This window comes from Bradyrhizobium sp. CCGUVB23, from assembly GCF_024199885.1.
Taxonomy (GTDB): domain Bacteria; phylum Pseudomonadota; class Alphaproteobacteria; order Rhizobiales; family Xanthobacteraceae; genus Bradyrhizobium.
In genome coordinates this window covers 243,623-258,917 of record NZ_JANADQ010000003.1, presented here as the reverse complement: position 1 = coordinate 258,917, position 15,295 = coordinate 243,623, and the positions used below count along the sequence as shown (strand labels likewise).

Sequence of the window (15,295 nt, the reverse complement as noted above, 5' to 3'; positions counted from 1 at the left end):
CCCGTCTTATTCGCGAGAGGGCGCCTGAGAGGCTGGCGAGCGTGGTGTAAAGCGCTGATGCGGCGTAGGATTCGGTTGCGAAGCCAACCCCATCACCTCAACCGCGAACGCCACGCCCGCCATGACCGATGATACGATTCTGCCCTTCTCGTTTCCAGCCGTTCACGCCAAGAAAGTCACAGCTGCCTTCGATGGTGGACGCCTAACCTCGAATGGGGGCGTGATGCTTCTGGCGATGGCCGAGCGGCGTCTCGGTTTGGCCGACAATTTGGCCCGGGTGTTCCCGGATCGGCGCGATCCGACGCGGGTCGTGCACAGCCTTGTCGATATGTTCCGCGCGCGCATGTTCGCGATCTGCTGCGGCTACGAGGACGCCGACGACCTCGATCATCTGCGGTCCGATCCCGCATTCAAGCTGGCCTGCGGACGGCTGCCGGACAGCGGTCGCGATCTGTGTTCCCAACCGACGCTGTCGCGCCTGGAGAATGCTCCGCGCCTGCGCGACGTGATCCGACTGACCTACACTTTGGTCGACGCATGGATGGATAGCTACCCGCGCGAGCCGGCATCCGTCACGCTCGACATCGATGATACCTGCGATGTCGTCCACGGCCATCAGCAGCTCTCGCTGTTCAACGCTCATTATGACGAACGCTGCTTCCTGCCGATCCACGTCTACGACACGGAGAAGAGCCGGCCCGTGGCGGTCGTGCTGCGGCCCGGCAAGACGCCGGGCGGCGTCGAGGTGCGTGCCCATCTGCGCCGCCTGATACGGCATATCCGGACGCGGTGGCACAAGACGCGAATTACGTTCCGTGGCGACGGGCACTATGCTCGGCCGGAGGCCATGACGTGGTGCGAGAACAACGGCATCGACTACATCTTCGGTCTGTCCGGTACCAAGCCTCTCGCCAGAAAAGTCGACGAGGTCGCCGACGACATTCGCACGCGACGCGCCATCGAGAACCTGCCTGTTCTGCGCGGCTATACCGAGACGCGCCACAAGGCAAAGTCCTGGGATCACGAACGGCGCACTGTCGCCCGTATTGAGGCGACGATGCTCGGCCTCGACATCCGCTTCGTCGTCACCAGCCTCGATGTCGGCTCGGCCGAGTGGATCTACGACAGCCTGTATTGCGCGCGCGGCCAAGCCGAAAATCTGATCAAGCTGCATAAGACGCAGCTCGCCTCCGATCGCACCAGTTGCCGTTCGGCGCTCGCCAACCAGGTCCGTCTCGTTCTCCACACCGCCGCTTATTGGTTGATGCTTACCGTGCGCGGCGCCATTCCCAAAGTCCGGGAATTGGCCACTGCCGAGTTCGCGACGCTGCGTCTTCGTCTCTTGAAAATCGCAGCCCGGGTCGTCGAAACCGCGAGCCGCATTCGCCTTGCGTTCGCCGCGGCATGCCCCGAAGCCGACCTCTTCCGCAGCTTGCCCGGCGCGCTGCTCCCGCTCGGCCCGTAACCGACCGGGCCTGCGCCCGCTCACCCGCCCCACTCCTCCAACGCGTACAAAACAGCTTGATGTAGAACCCGGTGACAAAAGGCCGGACGCTCACCCACGCCAGCCGCCAGCCCCCGTCAGACGTCAAGAACGACCGTGCTCTCGTGAATAGATCGGGCTAGCGCCCGGGTCCGTTAAGCCGCTCGCACGGTGACAAGGAAGCGGTCGACTTCGCGCCTGAGCCGGTTGCTCTCCGTCGACAGGGACTGTGCTGCCGAAAGCACCTGGGTGGATGCAGAACCGGTCTCGGTCGCGCCGTGCTGCACTTCGGTGATGTTGGACGAGACCAGCTGCGTCCCCTGCGCGGCCTGCTGGATGTTGCGCGAGATCTCCTGCGTCGCGGCGCCCTGCTCCTCCACCGCGGCGGCAATGGTGGATGACACTTCCGACAATTGTTCGATGGTGCCCGAGATGTCCTTGATGGCCTGTACGGATTCGTCGGTCGCCAACTGGATGCTGCCGATCTGCTGGCCAATCTCGCCGGTCGCCTTGGCGGTCTGCTCGGCGAGTGCCTTGACCTCGGAGGCGACGACGGCGAAGCCGCGGCCGGCCTCGCCGGCACGCGCAGCCTCGATGGTCGCGTTGAGCGCCAGCAGATTGGTCTGCCCGGCGATGGTGTTGATCAGCTCGACCACGTCTCCGATCTTAGCAGCGGCCTTGGAGAGCTCGCTGACCTTCGCCGTGGTGTGCCTCGCCTGGTCGACGGCCGCCGATGCCATGCGCGCGGAGGACTGAACCTGCCGGCTGATCTCGGTAACCGAGGAGGTCAGCTCTTCCGTCGCGGAGGCCACTGACTGCACGTTGGTTGACGCTTCCTCCGAAGCGGACGCGACGTTGTTTGCAAGGTTTTGTGCGTGCCCCGCCGTCGTTGTCAGGGTCGCAGCGGATGCTTCCAGCTCGGTCGAAGCCGACGACACGGTTTCGACGATTTCACCGACAGCTGCCTCGAATTCACTGGCCAGGCGGTTCATGTCCGCCTTGCGCTGCCCGGCCTGCCGCCGCTCGTTATCGGCCTGCTCGCCACGCAGGCACTCGGCTTCGATCATGTTGGTCTTGAAGACATCGACGGCACCAGCCATTTCGCCGATTTCATCCTGGCGGCCGACGCCGGGGATTTCCACGGTCATATCCCCCTTCGCCAGCCGTACCATGGCCTGAACCATGGACGCGATTGCCTTGGTGACGGCCCGTGAGATCGTCAGTGAAAGGCCTGCGACGACCAGGATGGTGAGCGCCAGGGTGATCAGCATCCAACGCTTGACGCTCGCGATCGTGTCGGCCTCCTGGGCCTGCGCGGCGATATACCGCCGCTCGATGTCCTTCGCGATGTCCTCGATGTGGGGCTCCATCTGCGCATAGGCCTTCGACATGGCCGACGCACTGGCGGCAGACTGCTGGGCGCCATCGACCCATGCAACAAAGTCAGCCCGATATTTTTGCAGCTTGCTGTCGATGTCCGCCTTCATGGCCGACGCGAGGTCGGAGGCCTGTACGGCCTTCGCAAATTCGGTTGCGCTCTTCTCGAATTGATCAAGATAGGCACGGTCGCGACGAAGCATGAAATCCTTCTCGTGTCGGCGCATCATCAGCATGCTGGCGGCGAGCTTCGAATTATCGACCTGTGTCAGCTTCGCCTCGATGTCGTGCACGGAGGCGCGCAGTGCACCGCTCACACCCAGCTTCTCGTTCAAGCCAAGCCTTACCTCATTCTGCTCAAGGAAAGAGAACTGCTTGCGATAGTCGCCGAAGCCTTGCGCAAGGGGCGCAATCTTGTCGGAGAGAGACGTAAAACTGGCCGCCTTGATGGATGCGTCGAGGCGATCGATGTCGTCGTTGATGTTCGCGGAGAGCAAGCGGTGGCTCTTGGAAGAGTCCTCGTCGCGCCGCAGGATGAAGTCCTTCTCGGCTCGCCGCGCGTCCAATAAATCGCGTCCAAGCTTGTCATTCATGACGGACACCTTGCGAGCCTCTTCCGCAATAATTTGCGACGCTTCCTGATAAGCGTTGCCCCACAAATAGATGGTGCCGAACGCGATAAGGCCGAGAATATTCACAATTCCGATGAGGAGTATTTTGTGGCTCAGTCGCAGCGAGAACGACGTCATGATTGCATCCTGAAGTAGCGGTAAGTATCTGGTCTGCCGCAGAAAATTAGAGCATTCCGGCAAACGGAACGTAAATTATCCCAGCGAAAAGAGGATGCGGTATTTTTGCTGAGTCCGGGGGGAGGGTGTTGTCAAGCGTGGGCGTACCTCGACTGAGGTCGCAATTTTCGCTGCGTATGATGGCCGCACGTATCGGTTTCTTCGACGGTGCCATCACCCAGTTCTCGACTTCGTCGGGCGCCGTCAGAACTCACCGGCATCCTGCCTTCCTTGACCTTTCGGATCGAGGTTGGATTGGTGCACATGCCGGCGAAGCATGCGAGGGGTCGGCTCCCGTAGTCAATAGGAGGGACCCGCGCGCGCTGCGGAGTGCCCCCACGGCTGACGCAGCGGCGCGCGCGGGAGTGCCTGTTGACCCACGGGGGCGGCCGGGATGAAGGATCGTAAGCGCGAATTTCCCCGCACCTTTTGCTGTTGAGTACTCTGATGCATGAGGTGCCCACCAAAATAGGTGGACACCTTGTGATGTCAGACGATGATCAGAAACTGCGGGTAAGGCTTGTTGGTCGGAACGGTCGACGCCGTTACGACGCCGCATCGAAGGACTGCGATCCGGCAGCAGCGGTGGCTTGAGACGCGCCATCCGCCGATAGCGTCGGAATGTGAGAAGGGCAGAAGGACGGGTAAGGGAACACGGTCTTAGAGACGGGATTTGGATAACCAGAATATGTCCAGGAGCTTTGAGCTCGCCAGGCCGATTTGGACCTAATCCGCGTATCGCCATACAGGCCCGCGGCGTGCGAATGCCGCAACTTATGAGGCCGGACACACGACCGCACCTGATCGCATGTTCTCAAGTTCGTCGATAAAAACTTCTTGCATTCCCGGGGGCATCCACACACGGACATATGGACGCAAGCGATCTGATCAAAACCTCGACCATGATCGGCGTAGGGGTCCCGTCATCTCAAATCAATGAAATCAATGGCCTGAAAGGGTCTCGACGACGCCGATGAGGGTCAATGTTCGATCAGCATTCACACTTAAAGCAGCCACCCCCGTTCGCCAAATGCAGAAAGATCAATTCCAGGAGGAGCATACCACCCCTCCGAGCCATAACGGGCACCGAGTTTCAGCGCGACCTCCTTGTTGCCATAAGGAATCCGCAGTGGGGTCCTGATTGAGTTTGCTGGCACGGGAGCCATTGAAGCGGCATCGGTGTCAACTTTTTGTTTTCGAGACCTCTTATAATTGGGCGGCGCAGCCTGACGTGCACTCGACGCTAACGGCCTGTTGGAGTTTTTGGATTTACGCTTGCGGGGTCTTTTGCTTCGATTCGTATCAATCCACGCGGACATCGCGGCCGAGTTGGTCCGCGCATCATCGGGGATGATGAGACCTTTCCCCTGCGCCAGCTTCTTGGCGTACAGCAACTGTGCTGCACTTACCGATTTGAGGCCGAGCTTACCGGCCGTTTCACCGTCAGACTTTTTAGGCGCATGTTCGCTAAGGAATTTGCGACAGATCGATATCGAGGTCTTATAGCCGGGCGGTGGTTTTATTCTCTTCTGCCGGACGAGGCTGTCAGCAAAGCGTTTCATCGCAGGCGTCGGTGGATATGTTGCTGTGCCGTTGCCCCCTGAGCTGCCAAGCAAAGAAGGTCCTCCCGCTGTAGCACCCTCCTTCAGCTTGCTGATAATGCGCTCGGCGACATCGCATACGGCGTCAATCGCGCCGACCATCTCCTGTTTGCCCACCACGACATCGTCGAGCAGGCATTCAAGTTGCGCCGTCACGCCGGGATCGACTAGCGCTGGATCGGCTTGTTTGAGAACGCCGAACAATGACAGGCCGGTCTCGGTCGGCACAATATTCTTTCCCTGGGCAATCAGGAAACCCTGCTTCTTCAGCCCGCCGATGATCTCGGCTCGGGTCGCAGGCGTGCCAATACCCTTAGCTTCCTTCAAGCGATTCCGCAGAACCTCGTCATCAACAAAACGCCAGGCATTCTGCATAGCCTCGATCAGAGCGCCTTCGTTGTAACGCGGCGGCGGCCGGGTCTCCTTGTTCTCAATTTTTGGATCTTGCAGTCGCGCGGTCTCGCCGTTGCGCAGTGGCGGCAGCAATTGCGCCTCATCGCCCTTTTCGTCGGCGGGTTGCCACTCCGGGAATGCGGCTCGCCAGCCGAGATCGATAGGCTGGCGACCGGCAGCGCGGAATTCGAAGCCGCGCACATCGAGCGTTGCGGTTGTCTGGCGGTAACGGAAGTCGGGCATCAGGGCGGCCATATATGCTCGCGCGATGACGTCAAAGAGTTTCTTCTCGTCAGACGACAGGCGAGGCCAAACATCCGGCAATTTGTCGATGGTGTTGACGTTGGGAATGACCGCGTGGTGGCTCGCTCCCTTCAGCCCCTGGTCGTAGAAGATGCCGCTCGCGCCTCTACGAGTCACCGGCGGCTCGGGTACCAGGATCGCACTGAACGATTGACCCATCCGCAGTCCGGCTATGATTCGCGGCACATCCGATATCAAGCTCTGCGGCAGGTAGCGCACTTCGGCACGGGGATAAGTGATGATCTTCTTACCTTGGCCGTCATACAACTCCTGCGCCACTTCGAGCGTTTTGCTGGCTGACCAGCCGAAGCGCGAGCCGCAGAGCTTCTGCAACGACGGCAAATCATGCAGCTTGGGTGGCGCTTGCCGCTTATCCTCGACGCGCACGGTAAGCGCGCCCTCGAAGCCTTCAGCCGCTTTGACTACGTCCTGGGCGATCTCGCGTTTAACAATTCGTTCCGGCGGCGCGTGCCGCATCTGGAATTGCCCGCCCGCAACTTTCGCAGTGGCGATAATTTCGAAATAGGCAAGCGGCACGAAGTTCCGGATTTCCAACTCACGCTTGCACACAATTGCTAACGTCGGCGTCTTTACACGACCAACCCCGATCACTCTTCGCGCGCCTTGTCCCAAGATGACAGTTGCGGTGCGAGTGAGTGACAGGTTGTAAATCTGATCGGCCTGGCGGCGGGCTACGGCAGCAGCGTAAAGGCGAGCATATTCGGCATTTGGCTTTGCCCTACCGAATGCCTCGCGGATGGTCTGCGAATCCTGAGCGGTGAACAGCACCCGCATCACCTGACCGCGATACCCGTAATGTTCAAGAATTTCCTGACCGATCAGTTGACCCTCGCGGTCGCAATCGGTTGCAAGCCAAACTCGCCTGGCAGTGCGCAACGCCTCGCGAATGGCCTTGAGCTTAGCGGCCTTGTTGCCACCCTCTGCCGGGCGCGTTCCGTAAAGACCTTCAGGCCGTAGAAGTATCGGCGACCATCGCTTCCAGGCCGGAACAACGTCCTCCGGTTCGAGGAGATCGAACAAATGGCCCTCTGCTGGAAGAACATCGCCGTAGTGCGAACCAATTGCAGCGCGGACATCTTTGGCCTGGCTGGTTTTCTCCGTGATGACGAACTGATCTGCCATGTCGACCCACTCGGGAGGATGGCCGGGTCGAAAGGGCCGATGCTCCGATTGACAATGGAACATATAGAGAACACAATTTAACTGCCGGGTCAAGTCGTTGGAGTCGGACCGTGGCCGAGGTCACCTATTACGTGGACATGGTCTTTCGCGACGACGAATGCCGGGTGCGGACTGAAAACGCCCCCGAAAGCTTCGTCACCCTCAAGCACATGGCCAACAATCTGATCCGCAGGGTGCCCGGAAAAGACTCTCAACGCCTCAAACGCATGACCGCAGTCTGGGACGATGACTTCCTCGCAAGCCTCATCGCCCCTTAAATCCTTCACCCGTTCCCCCGCCGATGCTTTCCGGTCGGGCTGTGACTTGCCGCTATCCCCCGACCTTGCGCGATCGCGCCTGCCGCGCTACGCGCCGATCGGCCTGGTTCTTCTTGTTGATCGCGGAGGTGAGCTCGTCATAGTCGACGCCGCTTTTCTTCAGCGCCCGGCGCGCGTCGTCGACGTCGAAGCCGAGCAATTCGAGGACGCTCATGTTGAGGCTCGATGCGATCCGCTCCATGGTCTTGAACGTTGGATTACCGAGGCCGCGCACGATCGTGTAATAAGTTCCGCGCGCTATGCCTGTCTTCGGCTGGAACGCCTCCATGCCGCCGTTCTCGATTTCGAGCTGCTGCAGCCGGATGGCCAGCATTTCGTTGAGGATCGAGTGATCGGGGGGCAGGGGCTTTCGAACGCGCGCCATGGGAACAGATGTGGACCGGGAGCAGGGTTAGGCCGCACGATGCGGGCGCGAGAGACATTAGCCAGTATATTGAATGTTTCAAGATGGGCAGCTGCTGCCCGAAAAGAATCGATTGGCTCGGTCCGGACGGGCGCTGAGATCGGCCGCGATCTTCGTGTCGCGCTTATCCCCACGAGGGAGCGGCCGTTCGGCGACGGCTGTCCAGTCGCGCCAGTGACCGGAGCGCAGCGGAGCGGGCCGGGAGCCGGCCCGCGCTCCCCAAAAGCGCCGTAGGGACGGCGGAGGGCCTGTGGTCAGGTGCCGCGCGTGGGCGGCAATCGCCCCGCCTTCTTCAGGTGCTCATGGAGAATCCGGTCGATGACGCGCAGCGGATGCGTCCGTTCTTCGGCCGCCATCTGGCGTAGGACCAGATCGATCGGGTCAGGCAACCGTAGGGCATAGGGCCGCGAGGACGATCGTTCGCCATAGGCGTCAAATGGATTGCGCCTCGCCTCGGCCTTACCTCGAGCGGCCCTGAGGGCAGGCTCGCCCCCGCGGGCCGGGCTCTCGTCTCGTTGGGGTGCGGGCGCGGCTGGCCGATCGTCATAATCCGGCGTGACAATGACGGGCGTTGCAGGCGGCGCGGCCGTGCGCTGCGAACGAAATGTGTCGCGGGGGAGGGCGGGGCGCTCAGGCTTGGAGCCTTGTGCGGAATCGCTCATGCGGCGGCGCCGTCCGTTTTGGCGCCCTGGCTCGCGGCGAGGAGTTCGCGCACGACCTGGTCGGCGTTGTAGCGGGCCTTGCGGATCGATTCGTCCTTGTCGTTCATTTGGTAGAGCGTGCCATAGCCGCTGGTCATGCTGCGGTAGGTGACGCGTCGATAGAGCGTGTTGGCGCAGACCGGCACGCCCTCGGCGTTGAAATAGGCAAGAACCTCGCGCAGCGGCCGGGTGTTGCGGTCGAGGCTGTCGTATTCATTGAGCAGCACGCGATGCTGGCTCATCGGAAGGTTCGATTCCGCGGCGTGGCGCTCGAGGTTGCGAATGGTGCGCACGACCTGCGAGGCGTCGAAGGTGTGCGCCTTGCAGGGCAGGACGACGAGGTCGGCGCGCAGCGCCGACTGAATCAGCGCCTCTCCGTAATAACCGGGCGTGTCGATGACGACGACGTCATAGGCGTCGAGCCGCTCGATCGCCTGGGCGAGGGCGTTGGCGTCCGGGGCGCGTACAAGATCGATTCCGTCGGGGCTGACCCCGCGCGCCACCGAAGAGGCGTGCCACTGATAGGACGAGCCCTGTGGGTCGGCGTCGATGATTGCCGCGGAATAGCCGTGCCGCGCAAATTCGCCGGCCAGGATGATGGCGACGGTGGTTTTGCCGCTGCCGCCCTTCGGATTGGCGACGGCGAAGATGCTCGGCATGGGAAACCTCGTGAGGCAAGGCGGCATTGCCGCAAAGGTGTGATCGCAACATACAATAAAATGAATGTAGCGCAATAGAGGGTCGCGGCGTTGCGTCTTTTCGGCAATGCCGGCATGCTGGAATCCAGTGATGCGGTCTAAAACTAACTGAGACAAGGCGTTGTCGCGGACTTGCCGCATTCCGGACTTGTCGTAATGTGGGGTTGTCGCGTTGCGGTCGTGCAGCATTCCAGCATCGCCACTTTAACGCAACCCGGCATCAGCGAAATGCGGTAATTCTGCAATACCGAACGCTATCGTCGCTATCTCCGAACGGTCGTCCGTCGCTTTCTGTGATCGGTCATGAGGCGCTCCGCGCCAGACGCCCATGTATTTCCTACGGACTGGCCTTACGGGCCGTGGCCGCCCTTCCTGTACAGGCGGTTTAATAGTCAGTATATTGTATCTTGATTGACAAGATACCGGTTTGTGGGCCACAACCGAGGAGGCTGCTGACGCAGCCCTGGCGCTGGCGCGCAATCTCGTGCCGATCGGCAGACGGGATTTCCGTGGTGGGTGCCGGTGCCAGGGATCGGCCGGAAAGAGGAGGGGCGGTTTGACGCGTTCGTCTGCAAAACCTCGCCGCAAGCCGCGGCTGCGGACCGAGCTTTCCGAATCCGACGAGCGGCGCCTGCGAGAGGCGGTTGCGTTGTTCGGGCTGCCGAAGGCCGAAGTGGTGAGGCGTCTGATCCGGGCGTCCGTGCAGGCCGGGCCAGCGCTCTCGGCCGAGAACACACGGGCCGTGGTCGAATTGGCCGGGCAGGTGCGGATGGTCGGCCGCAATCTTGCCCAGGTACTCAAGGCGATCCATCGCGGACACGCCGTGCGCATCGAGGACACCGAAGCTGTATGGCGCGGACTGCATGACGCGGTCGTGGCGATCAACGATGAGCTCACCGAAATGACGGTCGCCTATGGCTCGAAGCTGCGCCGGACGGCCGGATTGGCGCCGCCGGAGGAGCAATGAGTCGGGCGGCGCAGATCGAATGGTGGGCGCAGCAGGCTGAGGCGATGCGGCGCGCCGTCGCGAGCGGCAGCGAGGCGCGCCGACGGCTCGGAGCTGATGGCCTCATCGATGAGCCGCGCGCGGGGCGGGCGCCGGCGGCCCAAGAGATTCTGCAGGGGCGCACGATCGCCGGCGGAATCGATGAAGAGCGCCGGCGCGGCTTGCCATTCTTGTCAGGCGGCGGCGGAAGCGCGCCGGCGGGCGCGGGGCCGAAGAGCGCGCCGGACTCGCCGGTTGAGGGCGGCCCTTCCGGCGGCGCGACAGGAGGTGCGCTCGGACGCGCCAGAAAACTCGCGGCGGGCTATCAGCCCGCGGTCGTCAAGGTCGTCTCCTATGCGCGCGGTGCCGCGCGCGCGACCGCGACCGGACAATATGTGCAGCGTGAGGAGGTTGCGCTTGAAACCCACGACGCCCGCCTGCTCGCCGATCGCGAGGCGGTTGCGGAGGAAATCAAGGCCTGGTCGGCTCACTTCTCGAAGCGGGCGGAGAGCCAGGACGTCGCCACGATCCGGCTGAGACTCGACGGCGTGCATGACACGATCGAAGGACGCCAAGTTTACGAGAAAGCTATCGCTGCGGGCTTTGACGGACATCGTCACGCGTGGCGTCTCGATGCGAGGCGCGCCGGTGAACTCGAAGCGCGCGTGGTCGTGGCGATGGCCGATGCGCAAAAAGAGCGGTTCCGCATCCGAAAAGATCGGATAGGCCCTGAGGGAGAGAGGCTCAGCCGCCGCCTCGACGCGCGCTCTGAAGAGGCTGTCAAGACGCGGATCGAAGCTGCGATGTCCCATTCTGCACATGTGATAAGCATCGTCCCACTGGCGAGCAGTCATGGTCGGGACGGGGTCATTCATCAGTTGACCAGGCTCGGCCAAGAGGGCGCGGCGGTCGACAATCGCGGCAGGCCGATCTCGGAGGCTTCAGAAATTCGGGCCGCAGCGCGGGAATGGGGCCCGTCGCTGCGCTCGCAGTCATCGCGCGATACGATGCATCTGATTATTTCGGCGAAGGCCGGAACGGATGTCGCGGCCCTGACCAACGCCGCCCGCGCCTTTCTTCACGATCGCTTCGGCGAGCACAAATTCATCTTCGGCGTCCATACCGACAAGGAGGCCGACGGGCATATCCACGCCCATGCGATTGTCACTGTGCGGAACGAGGCCGGTCAGAAAATCCATCCGAGCCGCGCGACCTTCCGCGACTGGCGCGAGGCTTTTGCGCAACATGCGCAGGCGCAGGGGCTGAAAATCGTCGCGACGTCGGCGCGGGAGCGGGCGTCCTCACAGAGCTACGGCCCGAAGGACAAAGCGATCGTCGCGGCGGCCGAACGGCCGCGGCCAGGGCGTGAGGCGCGCGACCGCGCCTATGCCGCCGACCCGGCCAACCAAAGGCTCATCGCCAACGCCCGCCAGCGTATCCGCACCGCCCGATCCAATCCGATCCGCCTGCCAGCGTCAGAGCAAGCGCGCGGCGTTGTCTCTGAGAGCGTTTCGGCCTGGAGCGCCGTCGTTCGGGAAAATCCCGAGAACGTGGCCGCCAAGGAAATGCTCGAGCGGCTGACGATGGCGCAGACGATCGGCGCGATCCTGCATGCGATCGAGAACCGGGTTCAGAATTTGAGCAAGGAGGATGCGATGGCGGTCACGTCGGAGCGGATGGCGAAGGATCTGCGTCTCATGAATGAGGCGGTCGCGCGCACGACCGATCTCCTCGAGGGCGCGACCAAGGAGCAGTTTCGCGAGATGTCCGCGCGCTATCTCGAAACCCTCGCCAATCGGATCGATCTGCAGCGGGCTCAGGAAGGGGGCGTCGAGACGCTTTTCCGGGCAGAGGTCGAGAAGATCGTCGGCGCCAATGCCGATCGTCTGATCGCGCGGGCCGAGGCGATCGGCTCGCAGGAACAACGCGAGGCGGCCTCGGCGCAGCGCTTGGCCGACCGGGCGATCGAGGCCGAGCGCCGCAAGGAGGTTGGAGGCGCCCTCGATCCGGAATCGCAACGGGAGATCGTTGCCGAACGCGCCGTCGTCGCCTCGTCGCAGCAATCCGCCGCGCGCGAGGCAAGGGAAGCTGCTGCGGCAGTCGAAGCGGCGAAGCTGCTCGCCGACCATCCGGCGCGACCCTTGCCGCAGACGTTGGCGGAAACCGACGCCTTGGCGAAGCTGCGTGCCGAGCAGGGGAAAGTCCTGCAGGAAATCGAAGGCGAGCGCGAGGAGGCGAAGTCGATCAAGAGCGAACGGATGAAATGACAGACGTGCTCTGCTCGGGGACCTCGCGACAATCAGCGAATCAATTTGGATCGCAAGGCGATGGCGATGGCATGACCTTTGGTCACGGCGCCGAGTTTTTCGCGTGCTGAGAGGAGATGTTTGACGACGGTGGATTTCGAGATGCCCAGAATGAGGGAAATCTCCCAGTCCGTCTTGCCCTCAGCCGCCCAGAGCAGGCAATCGAATTCGCGCGGTGTCACCTGTCCGAGTAGCCGGCGTCGCGTATCTCGATAATGAAGAAAGTTGCCGACTGCGTAGCTCGCAGCAAAGCTTAAGATCGCGCGGCCTTCTGGACTGATGCTCGCACCGGAGCCGCCGAACGACACGGCGGCGAAGCAGCCGTCGAGCATCGAAACGGGAACGACGTGCCCGGCGCGCAGGCCGAATTCCGACGCTTCGCCCTGGATTAGCTCGACATCGTCCTTGGACGGGCAGGACTCGTAGGCGTCGTCCCAATCGAAGGGTGTCCGATCGCGCTGAAGGCGATGAACGATCGGATCGCGAAAGACATAACCCTGGTCGAGGTATCGAGAAGTCCATTCGGACGGGAGCCGCTGAAACAAGATGCGCGACTTGATTTCCCTTGGCGGGGCGGGCTCTGTTGGAACAAACCCGGCAAAAAGAGCGCTGAACCCATGGGGTGCCGCAATATTCAGCAAGCATCGTTCCACCGCAGCTGCGTCCTTGGAGCGCTCAATGCTTTCGATGAACCGCCACGTTTGGTTGAGAGTGTCAGTCAAAAAGTTTCATCCGCTGATTTGTCTTGAAGTGGCTTTTTGGCCATCGGCCACGCTTAAGCCAGCGCAGTGCTGCCATTGGATAGAGGCGGAAATGGGTTTTGCCTGTTGTTGCAATTCGGAATGGCGGCAACCCGAGTTTTTTTCTGGAGGAGGACAGGCCCACTGCGCCAAACGTGATCGTTGTGTGGCTGGATTTTCGTCTCTACTGGACGGAACAAGCAGGTTGACGCGCGCCGAAACCCGACAGGCGCTCGTCGAGCTGCGCAGCGTCATCGAGGCGGAGATGCCTGAAGCTGATTTCGGAATGGCCGGAACCGGAAGTACCGAGGTCCTCATCGATGACCTTCACCTGATCGCGTCGCCAACCAAGCCGCGCGGCGCGTTCGGCTAACTCGTACTGACGGGCAGTGGACTGTCCGTCGTCAGATAATTTGAGACTGATCAGGCGGTTTGAGAAGGGAGGCTCTGGTTCACGCGGATTAGAGTTTAAGCGGCCTGCAGCCGATGCTGCAAGCGTCGGTTTGCGATGGTGTCGCGCTTGATGCGGTTGCGTTCTGCAAGGATCGCCTCGGCCCTGCCGAAGTAGACGTCGGCTGGTGTGAGGTTGTCGATGCTCTCGTGGTAGCGAACGTGATTGTAGTGTTCAGGAAGGCGCGATCACGCCGTTGGTGCTACCGCCTCTCATCCCGCACGAACGGATCTTCAAGGAGTTCGATGCCTATCTGCGATCAGAGCGCGGCTTGGCCCCGAAGTCCATCGTCCGCCATCTCCCGGTCATCCGCAGGTTTTTGCACGAGGTGTGCTCCGGCAGCGTCGCCGCCCTGTGCAAGATCAACCAAGAGGACGTGATCCGCTACATTGAGCGCCACGCCCAGGATTGGAGCCCGGGAACGGGCAAGGCGACGTGCTGGTCGTTGCGTGCCTTTCTCCGTTACCTCCACCATCGGGGGCTGAACTCGCGCCCCTTGGCGGATTGCGTTCCATGAAGAAGCTCTTGAAATCGGCCGGCACGCCGCCGTGCGTGTTGATCACGAACAAGCTCCGGTCGTACCGCTCGTCGAGGGTGAAAATGGGCTTTCAGCTCGAACGTCGGCAGGTCTAGGCGACGACGCGGGCGGAATGAAATCGTGTCCTCATGCTCAGCGGCTTCTTTCTCTTCACATCCACTATCCCGCATCGCCAGGCTGCGTCGCGCGAGTGCGACTTGGGACGAACTCTCCACGACAAGCCGTGTTGCCGAATCTGGATCTCAGAGATTTGCCTTTTCGGCTCAGCGGTCGATCGACTTGACGATGGCTCTGAAGGGCGTGCCTCCATAGGCTAGTTACATTCGTTACGATGGAAGCTCACGTCGCAGTGCCTGCTAGAGCATGACGCATTTATACGGAAACATATCCTGAATTTTTGAGATAGTTGGCGCACTCCTCGTTGGAGAAGAGGTCGAGGAGTTCGCCGACCTTTCGCCAGGTTGCCTCGACGTCCCGTGGCTCTGCGGCTCGGATCAGACGTTTGAGCTTGGCGAAGACCTGTTCGATCGGATTGAGATCGGGACTGTAGGGCGGCAGGAAGAGCAGATGGGCTCCCGTGGCGCGGACGGCGTTGCGCGCCTGCTTTCCCTTGTGACTGCCGAGGTTGTCGAGGATCACGACCTCGCCCCTTGTCAGAGTTGGCGCCAACACCTGTTCGGCATAGAGGGTGAAGAGCTCACCATTGATCGGGCCGTCGATCACCCAGGGCGCGCTGATCCGGTCGTGGCGCAATGCTGCGATGAAGGTCATGGTCTTCCAGTGCCCGAAGGGCGCAGATGCCTGGAGACGCTGCCCACTCGGTCCCCAGCCGCGCAGCGGTGCCATATTGGTCTTGATCCAGGTCTCGTCGATAAAGACCAGGCGCGAAGCGTCGATCCTGCCCTGATGGGTCTTCCAGCGCGTCCGTTTACGGGCGACGTCGGGACGATCTTGTTCGGCCGGCAGCATCGTTTTTTTGAAGCTCAGCCTTTCAGCGTGCACAAACGT

12 protein-coding genes and 3 pseudogenes are annotated in these 15,295 nt (G+C 61.8%); 7 read left to right on the top strand and 8 right to left on the bottom strand.

What is annotated here, in order from left to right; all coding sequences use genetic code 11:
* Positions 1-121: 121 nt before the first annotated feature.
* Positions 122-1,465 (top strand): IS1380 family transposase, encoded by a 1,344-nt coding sequence (locus tag NLN62_RS52135; RefSeq protein ID WP_254113927.1) that lies wholly within the window; start codon positions 122-124, stop codon positions 1,463-1,465.
* Positions 1,466-1,638: 173 nt separating this feature from the next.
* On the opposite strand, the gene NLN62_RS52130 is transcribed toward NLN62_RS52135, so the two are convergent.
* Complete coding sequence (locus tag NLN62_RS52130) at positions 1,639-3,609, bottom strand: methyl-accepting chemotaxis protein (RefSeq protein WP_254114382.1); 1,971 nt, start codon at positions 3,607-3,609, stop codon at positions 1,639-1,641.
* Between the two features lie 525 nt (positions 3,610-4,134).
* Here NLN62_RS52130 and NLN62_RS52120 point away from each other — a divergent pair.
* Positions 4,135-4,215 (top strand): annotated as a pseudogene (locus NLN62_RS52120) (IS66 family insertion sequence element accessory protein TnpB); the annotation flags it as partial.
* Between the two features lie 437 nt (positions 4,216-4,652).
* Here the strand turns inward: NLN62_RS52120 and NLN62_RS52115 are convergent.
* Entirely contained in the window at positions 4,653-7,088 is a 2,436-nt protein-coding gene (locus NLN62_RS52115) for a type IA DNA topoisomerase (RefSeq protein ID WP_254114381.1), read from the bottom strand.
* Between the two features lie 110 nt (positions 7,089-7,198).
* On the opposite strand from NLN62_RS52115, the gene NLN62_RS52110 reads away from it, so the two are divergent.
* Positions 7,199-7,405 (top strand): hypothetical protein, encoded by a 207-nt coding sequence (locus tag NLN62_RS52110; RefSeq protein ID WP_254114380.1) that lies wholly within the window; start codon positions 7,199-7,201, stop codon positions 7,403-7,405.
* Positions 7,406-7,457: 52 nt separating this feature from the next.
* Here the strand turns inward: NLN62_RS52110 and NLN62_RS52105 are convergent, their stop codons facing one another.
* The 3 genes from NLN62_RS52105 to NLN62_RS52095 all read right to left on the bottom strand — a co-directional run bounded on the left by NLN62_RS52105 (position 7,458) and on the right by NLN62_RS52095 (position 9,228).
* The gene (locus NLN62_RS52105) at positions 7,458-7,829 is read right to left on the bottom strand and encodes a helix-turn-helix domain-containing protein (protein ID WP_254114379.1); all 372 of its coding nucleotides are present in this window, start codon (positions 7,827-7,829) and stop codon (positions 7,458-7,460) included.
* Positions 7,830-8,122: 293 nt separating this feature from the next.
* Positions 8,123-8,530, bottom strand: coding sequence for a hypothetical protein (locus tag NLN62_RS52100; RefSeq protein ID WP_254114378.1), 408 nt, complete (start codon positions 8,528-8,530; stop codon positions 8,123-8,125).
* Positions 8,527-9,228, bottom strand: a complete 702-nt coding sequence (locus tag NLN62_RS52095; protein ID WP_371933197.1) for a ParA family protein — start codon at positions 9,226-9,228, stop codon at positions 8,527-8,529. The genes NLN62_RS52100 and NLN62_RS52095 overlap by 4 nt, the downstream gene beginning before the upstream one ends.
* Before the next feature lie 595 nt (positions 9,229-9,823).
* Here NLN62_RS52095 and NLN62_RS52090 point away from each other — a divergent pair.
* Positions 9,824-10,234 carry a hypothetical protein gene (locus tag NLN62_RS52090; protein WP_254106604.1) on the top strand — a complete coding sequence of 137 codons (411 nt, stop codon included), beginning with the start codon at positions 9,824-9,826 and terminating at the stop codon, positions 10,232-10,234.
* Positions 10,231-12,519, top strand: coding sequence for a relaxase/mobilization nuclease domain-containing protein (locus tag NLN62_RS52085; RefSeq protein ID WP_254114376.1), 2,289 nt, complete (start codon positions 10,231-10,233; stop codon positions 12,517-12,519). Before NLN62_RS52090 ends, NLN62_RS52085 begins: the two co-directional genes overlap by 4 nt.
* Before the next feature lie 32 nt (positions 12,520-12,551).
* Here the strand turns inward: NLN62_RS52085 and NLN62_RS52080 are convergent, their stop codons facing one another.
* Positions 12,552-13,211, bottom strand: a complete 660-nt coding sequence (locus NLN62_RS52080; protein WP_254114375.1) for a LuxR family transcriptional regulator — start codon at positions 13,209-13,211, stop codon at positions 12,552-12,554.
* Between the two features lie 25 nt (positions 13,212-13,236).
* On the opposite strand from NLN62_RS52080, the gene NLN62_RS52075 reads away from it, so the two are divergent.
* Positions 13,237-13,671, top strand: coding sequence for a hypothetical protein (locus tag NLN62_RS52075; protein WP_254114374.1), 435 nt, complete (start codon positions 13,237-13,239; stop codon positions 13,669-13,671).
* A 95-nt stretch (positions 13,672-13,766) separates the two neighbouring features.
* Here the strand turns inward: NLN62_RS52075 and NLN62_RS52070 are convergent.
* A pseudogene (locus NLN62_RS52070) lies at positions 13,767-13,925 on the bottom strand (IS3 family transposase); the annotation flags it as partial.
* Positions 13,926-13,948: 23 nt separating this feature from the next.
* On the opposite strand from NLN62_RS52070, the gene NLN62_RS53935 reads away from it, so the two are divergent.
* Positions 13,949-14,266 (top strand): site-specific integrase, encoded by a 318-nt coding sequence (locus NLN62_RS53935; RefSeq protein ID WP_371930209.1) that lies wholly within the window; start codon positions 13,949-13,951, stop codon positions 14,264-14,266.
* Between the two features lie 393 nt (positions 14,267-14,659).
* On the opposite strand, the pseudogene NLN62_RS52060 reads toward NLN62_RS53935, so the two are convergent.
* A pseudogene (locus NLN62_RS52060) lies at positions 14,660-15,292 on the bottom strand (IS630 family transposase); the annotation flags it as partial.
* Between the last annotated feature and the right edge of the window lie 3 nt (positions 15,293-15,295).